Annotated in this window: 7 protein-coding genes; 3 read left to right on the top strand and 4 right to left on the bottom strand. The window is 34.2% G+C overall.

Annotated features, from left to right (window positions below):
• On the bottom strand, positions 1 to 1063 hold a 1063-nt coding region (locus ABY905_RS12175), incomplete at its 3' end, for a DEAD/DEAH box helicase (protein WP_372644270.1).
• 217 nt (positions 1064 to 1280) lie between these two features.
• Between ABY905_RS12175 and ABY905_RS12170 the strand changes: the two genes are divergently transcribed.
• The 3 genes from ABY905_RS12170 to ABY905_RS12160 all read left to right on the top strand — a co-directional run bounded on the left by ABY905_RS12170 (position 1281) and on the right by ABY905_RS12160 (position 3014).
• Positions 1281 to 2045 carry a hypothetical protein gene (locus ABY905_RS12170; protein ID WP_372644267.1) on the top strand — a complete coding sequence of 255 codons (765 nt, stop codon included), beginning with the start codon at positions 1281 to 1283 and terminating at the stop codon, positions 2043 to 2045.
• A 134-nt stretch (positions 2046 to 2179) separates the two neighbouring features.
• A complete protein-coding gene (locus tag ABY905_RS12165; RefSeq protein WP_372644264.1) occupies positions 2180 to 2740 on the top strand; it encodes a cob(I)yrinic acid a,c-diamide adenosyltransferase in 561 nt (186 codons plus the stop codon).
• A gap of 52 nt (positions 2741 to 2792) precedes the next feature.
• Positions 2793 to 3014, top strand: coding sequence for a DUF2795 domain-containing protein (locus tag ABY905_RS12160; protein ID WP_125031983.1), 222 nt, complete (start codon positions 2793 to 2795; stop codon positions 3012 to 3014).
• Positions 3015 to 3074: 60 nt separating this feature from the next.
• Here ABY905_RS12160 and ABY905_RS12155 read toward each other — a convergent pair whose 3' ends face one another.
• From ABY905_RS12155 to ABY905_RS12145, 3 genes are all read right to left on the bottom strand, one after another.
• Positions 3075 to 4664, bottom strand: a complete 1590-nt coding sequence (locus ABY905_RS12155) for an OstA-like protein (RefSeq protein WP_372644260.1) — start codon at positions 4662 to 4664, stop codon at positions 3075 to 3077.
• A gap of 58 nt (positions 4665 to 4722) precedes the next feature.
• A complete protein-coding gene (locus ABY905_RS12150; protein ID WP_372644257.1) occupies positions 4723 to 5688 on the bottom strand; it encodes an AAA family ATPase in 966 nt (321 codons plus the stop codon).
• Positions 5689 to 5774: 86 nt separating this feature from the next.
• Positions 5775 to 7131 (bottom strand): peptidylprolyl isomerase (locus ABY905_RS12145; protein WP_372644254.1); only part of this gene is annotated, 1357 nt, incomplete at its 5' end.

Here is a 7131-nt window from a genome sequence, read left to right as displayed (position 1 = left end):
ATCCAGTCAGTAAGGCATAGTTTACATTAATACCATCAAGGAATTCAGCAATTGTTTCTAAATGCTGGGTAGCAAGAATCTCAGTAGGTGCCATTAGGCAGGCCTGACAACCATTGTCAAGAGCCATAAGCATACTCATTAAACCAACCAAAGTTTTACCACTTCCTACGTCACCTTGCAAAAGGCGATTCATTTGTTTGCCAAGCCCTACTTCTTTTCGTATCTCTTTTACAACTCTTTTTTGAGCATTAGTAAGTTCAAAAGGAAGATTGTTCTTGAAAAATGAATTAAAATATTCGCCAATTTTAATGAATTGATGCCCTTGATAGAGGATCTTTCTCTTCATCTTCTTTTTCAGAATATTTAGCTGAATGTAGAAGAGCTCTTCAAACTTTAAACGGTATTGTGCTTGCTTAAGAATCTCCGTATTCTCAGGAAAATGAATCTGTAAAAGTGCATCATGAAGATTAACTAAATTCAAGTGTTTTACCAGATAGGCTGGAAGTGTCTCGGGGATTTTACCATTCACAGAATTTAAAATGGCTTCCTGAAACTTGTGAATGGCTTTTGAATTCACAAAGCCAGCTTTCATTTTCTCCGAAGTGGGGTAGAAGGCTTGTAATGAAGCTTGAATACTGTTTTTATTGGGCTTGCATTCTTCCAATTCAGGATGCACCACATTTATATGGTGATTAAATTCTGCAGGTTTTCCAAAAACGATGTATTCTGTATTCGTCTTAATACTCGACTTAACGAATTTTATTCCCTTAAACCATACCAGTTCAATTATACCATGCCCATCAGTGAAATTAGCAACCAAACGTTGTTGACGTTTTTCGCCAATAGTTTGCATATCGGTAATTTTGCCCTTTACTTGTATGTAAGGGAGTTTTGAATGAATCTCAGTGGTTTTATAAAATTTGGTTCGGTCAATATATTTGTAGGGGAAATGGTAAAGCAAATCTTCGTAACTATGTACAGAGAGTTCTTGTTTTAGGAGTAAGGCTTTTTTAGGGCCAACTCCGGGTAAAAATTTTATATCCAGTCCTGCTAACTCTGACATTTAATAATTGATTTCATTTGTGTAATCCAAAGCTGCAAATCTCTTATAAGTAATCTTTGAAAACAAATTTGGGATTGATTATTTAGGTTCAGTTTGATTTATGAATCTTGATTGGCAAAATCAAAAATACAATAAAATAGTAATACTACTGAACTGCTTATTTATTGTTTTTAATACTTTTTTTTATCTTCATCTTAGAATCTTAAATTAAAGCTAGATGCCCCACTTAAAGTATCAGGTACAAAAACGATTTACACGATTAGTTTCCAAGCATTATAGAGGTTTTGGGATTGATTCTCCCTTTATCTATCATATAGTTCGAAATGTGATAGAGGCTAAAATGCATTATTATCCATTTAAAAAGCTGGATAGACAATGTCGGAATATGCTTTCTGTTTTAAAGGAAAAGGTTTTAGATGAATCTTTGAATGTAGAACAAGCTTTTTGGTTTAAATCGGAATATGAGCATTTGAAAGATTGTACAAAATTTAATCGTTTTTTATTTCGATTCGTGAATTTTGTAAATCCTCAAAACATAGCCTTTATAGGCGATGATTCAGGATTGAATTTGACATATCTGGCTAAGGTTGATACGCGCAGGAATTTGTTTTGCTTGGGAGCAACTCCATATGCTAATGCTTTCTCGCAATCTATTTTAAAAGAGCAAGGCGTTTTTAATCTGAGATTTTCTGAATTAGAAGTAAGCAATAATCATGCTTTTGATTTGATTCAAATATCAAGAACAGTAGCACCTGAAGTATTGCTGGAATTCGAAAAAAATCTGGATAAATACTTGAATACGGAATCTTATCTTATTATTGAGAACATCAATAAGGAAAAGGGAATGAATCTTTTATGGAATCGCTTTAAAAAAATGGAACGCTTTAATGTGAGTTTGGATTTGTTTGATATCGGGATATTAATTGCCAGAAAGGGATTGAAAAAGCAGAATCATAATCTGAGTTCTAGCTCATATAAATAGCTATGAATTATTAATATAAAATCTTTGATAATTTGTTATGAAATGTGAGTCTAAATTTTAACTTTGTGTAACTGATAGAAAAAATGATTATGAAAGGTAATTTTACTTTCTAATGGTGACTTAAAAAGACAATCATGACAAAGTTTAAAGTATATACTAAAACGGGTGATTCAGGAACTACTGGCTTAATTGGTGGAACTCGAGTGCCTAAGCATCATTTACGTCTCGAAGCATATGGGACTGTGGATGAATTAAATTCATATATTGGATTGATTAGATCTCATGAAATTGAAACGAAGTCGAGTGAGGTTTTACTTTTGATTCAAAATAAATTATTCTTAATCGGTTCTCGCTTGGCAACTGATGATGCTAAATCTGATCTAAAAGAAAAATTAATTATTGTTGAAGATGATATCCTTTTGTTAGAAAAGGAGATGGATAGAATGGATGAGAGTTTACCAGAGTTAAATAATTTTGTTTTACCTGGAGGCCATCCTCTTAATGGTTATTGTCATATTGCTCGCACAGTATGTCGTAGAGCTGAACGTCGCGCTAATCAGTTAAATGAGGAGGTTGATGTTAATCCATTATTATTGAAATATATAAATAGGTTATCAGATTATTTATTTATTCTTTCCCGAAAGGTTTTGATCGATATGGGTAAGAAAGAAATTAAGTGGGAGACAAAATTGTAAATTCAGAAAAAAAAATTATATTCGCAAACTGTAAAAAAGCAAAAATAAAACTATGTATTGGACCCTAGAATTAGCCACAAAGCTAGAAGATGCGCCATGGCCAGCATCTAAAGATGAATTAATTGATTATGCAATTCGTTCGGGAGCGCCATTAGAAGTGATCGAGAATTTGCAGGAAATCGAGGATGAAGGGGATGTATATGAAAGTATCGAAGATATTTGGCCCGATTATCCAAGCAAAGGAGATTTTCTATTCAATGAAGACGAATATTAAAAAAAAACGTGAGATTTAAAATCTCACGTTTTTTTATGCCCTTATTTTTCGATTTAGGAACTAGTCCTTCATTTCCTCTGAGATTGTTTTTTTGAATTGTTTTTTGAGCTTGTTTTGGAGTTTTACAATGGCAGACTCCCAAATGAATATTTCATCTTTTGTTTTTGGGCGAAGCTGATCTCTCCATTCAAAATCCTTTAGGAAACGTTTTTGATTGATAATATCAAAAAGAGGGTACATGTTACCATCTGGTTTTTTAGTAAATAGAATCTGATCTATTTTTCTACCATTAATATTAATACTTATTTTACTACTCTTGGCTACATTCATTCCAATAATAATACCATGCTCATCTCTGGGGAAATAAAGTGTTTCACCATTACCAATAATGTCTAGCTTGTCAAGATGATTGTTATTGACATACCCAAGCATATTTCGCCCTTTTATTTGATTATAAAGCGTACTGTCCTCTCTTGAGCAAAGAAAAGCATTGGTTCTAAAGTGAAGGTATTTAATAACGTTATTTTGACTTTCAATGCTGATTGAATCTGCAGTGACCTGATTGCCTTGCGCCCAAATAATAGGATCATTAAACATTCTCATAGTAGAATCTTGAAGTGAGATACTCAAAGAATCACATTTCCCTTGTATGTCTTTATTGAAAAATTTGACCTTATTGTAGGCAAATATTCTATTGAAGCCACTTGTGTCTTTTTTAATTCGAATGGTATCTGAATGTAAGAAGAGACTATCTGGTTCTCCTACATGGATGAAGAGTGTCGAATCCGTTAAGAAGGCTTCTTCAGTATCCTTATGCATCTCCAAATAATGGCCTCTTAAAATAAGTTTGTTAATTGTGTCCTGAAGCTCAACATTTCTAAATATTTTAGCAATATTATTATGTTTGTTAAGATAAATGCTGTCGCCTTTTATCTGATAGTCGTCACGGTTTACAGTTGTGTTTTTTAGAAGGTGTGAAATGCCCGTTTGCGTGTTGTACCAACCCGATTCACTATAAAGTGTTTCTTCCTCACTAACAATACGAGTTGGTCCAAGAATGGTTACAGTTTTATTAACTGTTTTGTATTGCATTGTATCAGAGTATAAGGTGTAATCAGAGTTTACAAGCACAACACTGTCTTTAAAGAAGAAAAGGTCTTGCTCTGTGTAATAGCGTCCAGTTATACTCGTTAAAACATTTGTAGAATCAACAATGGTTCCTCCCTGATTGTAGTAACCCATATTCAGATTCATATCGAAATCAAGTTTGTCAGTCGTTAACTTTATGCTTTGGTTCTTTAGGGTTACATTTTTTCGTAATTCTGCTAGACGGATTTTGCCATCATATTTTAAGTAATCACTATAAATGTGAACGGTATCTGCATTGATGATGTGAACATGACCAAAAGCTTCAACTTCGTTCTTCTTATCGTGCAGATAAGCGCTATCACAATACATTTTCACGTTTTGATGGGTCACATAGACATCGCCAATTAATTTTTGGATATCAGGATCGGTATCATTGTCTATTCTACCAAAATTGGAGTGTTTGATGAGAATCTTGGATTTTTTTTGTGCCCATGATACATTAGGTACTGTAATCAGCATTAGTAATATAAGGGGCAAATATCTTTTTACAATGTTGGCCATTGATGATAACTTAGGAATGAAAAGAGTTTTTTTTAATAAGGATGTTGTGTTTTGAGCTTTAATTGAGAAGCTCTTCAATGATTTTCTCAATGCTGATACCTTCTGCTTCAGCTTTGTAGTTTTTCATTATTCGATGGCGAAGAATTGAAACGGCTACCGCTTTTACATCTTCTATATCTGGAGAATACTTACCTGAAATAATAGCGTGAGCTTTGGCTCCAATAACCAAAAACTGTGAAGCTCTAGGTCCTGCTCCCCAATTGATGTATTTATTTGCAATTGGACTGGCATGTTCTGTGTTTGGACGTGATTTTGCGGCTAACTTAACTGCATATTCCAGTACGTTTCTGTTGATAGGCACTTTCTGAATCAGGCTCTGATAATAAGTAATTTCCTGAGCAGACATAATCGTTTCAATCTCAAAGGTCTTTCCTGAAGTTGTATTTTCAACAATGCTGATTTCATCCTCAAATCTTGGATAATCAAGGTAGATGCTAAACATGAAACGGTCTAGCTGAGCTTCAGGCAAGGGATAAGTTCCTTCCTGTTCGATAGGATTCTGAGTTGCTAAAACAAAAAAAGGTTTATCAAGCTTATAATTTTTACCATTAACGGTTACTTCCTTTTCCTGCATAGCTTCTAACAAAGCTGATTGAGTTTTAGGAGGTGTTCGGTTAATCTCATCTGCCAAAATAATATTGGCAAACAAGGGGCCTTGAATAAATTTGAATTGTCTGTCGCTGTTTAGAATCTCAGTACCAATAATGTCTGATGGCATTAAATCAGGCGTAAACTGTATTCGCTGGTATTTTAAGTCCAGAGCTTGGGAAATAGTATTGACTAGAAGTGTTTTTGCTAAACCTGGTACACCAACTAAAAGGCAGTGTCCGTTGCTGAAAATAGAAATTAAGACCTGCTTGATGATATCATCCTGACCGTAAATCTTTTTCTTGATCTCGGAAAGTAAAGCGTCATATTTGCTTTTTAAGGCATTTGCAGCCTCAACTTCAGTTTTAAAATTCATTACAGAAAATTTAAATTTTCATGAATAACAAAAAACAAAGAATCAGACACAGCTAGTGCTGAGTCTGATTTTTGTGTTCTTTAATGTTACTTTACCCAGTTTTTAAATCTGAATTTAGCATTCTTGTATGAATCGTCAACACTAATATAGGTTGATGATTGTTTTTCGCTAATCCACTTATTCAACAAGCCTTGTTGTTTCTGCTGCTTAAGCATGTTCTCAAACTGACTCCAGTCATCAGATAAGTTAGCTTTGTGAGGTTTTGTCTGTGACTTAATTTTGATGATTTTGTAAGTCTCTTGACCACGTTGATCATCAAGGAAAGTCTCAGATATTTCACCAACTTTAAGCTTGTTTACGGCTTTAGCAATTGATGGAGGTAGGCCATCTTTTGTAAATTTAGAACTGGCATTGTTTGGGTTTACAATTAAACCACCATTGTTTTTAGTATCCTTATCATCTGAATAATAGAATGCCGCTTCTTCAAACTTAATTTTGTCGTTACGGATCATGTCAGCAATACTATCTAGCTTTTCAGTTGCTATAGTTCTATCCTCTTGTTTAATACGAGGTTTAAGAAGAATATGGCGAACATTAATACGATCTCCTTTACGGTCAATAAGCTGAATGATGTGAAAGCCGTACTCCGATTCTACAATTTTCGATATTTTTCCAGCTTTCAAGTTGAAAGCTTCATTGGCAAATTCAGGAACGAGGTTAGCTCTAGGTGTATAACCTAATTCACCACCACGCTGCGCACTACCTTTATCTTCAGAGTAAAGAACAGCTAGAGTAGCAAAACTCTCACCTTTCATAATTCTATCACGGAAAATTCTTAGTTTTTCACGAATTCTATCTTTTTCAGCATCGGTTATTTTTGGACTTTTACTAATCTGCTGAATTTGCAGTTCACCAGGAATTGTGGGCAAACTGTCTTGAGAAAGTTTACTGTAAAGATCGCGAACTTCGGCAGGAGTTGCTGAAATATTCTTTGTTATCTCAGCTTGCATTTTCTGTTTGATCTTATCGTTACGAGTTATATCACGTAACTCATTCTTCAAATCAGGAATACTTTTCTTCCAATATTGCTCAAGTTTCTCTTTTGAACCAATACGTTGAATATACATTTCGATTTTACGTTGAATGTCGTTTTCAACTTCTTGTTCTGTAACTTCGATACTATCGACCTGTGCTTGTGCAATCATCAATTTTTCAATCAAAAGATCTTCAAAAATTTCTGATTTCAAATCTACACTCCCTGCTTGGTATCCTTGAGCCATTAGGCCTAGGAAACGGTTTTCTACGTCTGATTTTAAGACAACTTGATTGCCAACTACAGCAATGATCTTATCAATCGAATTATCCTGTGCTTGACTCGTTGTAAAAACGATAGCCAATAAGGCTAATGACGTGCAGACTTTAAAAATAATGTTGCGCATATGT

The sequence above is a fragment of the Ancylomarina sp. genome (assembly GCF_041555295.1).
Taxonomy (GTDB): domain Bacteria; phylum Bacteroidota; class Bacteroidia; order Bacteroidales; family Marinifilaceae; genus Ancylomarina.
The sequence above is the reverse complement of the archived record's forward strand: the minus strand, read 5'-3'. Positions and strand labels throughout refer to the sequence as shown.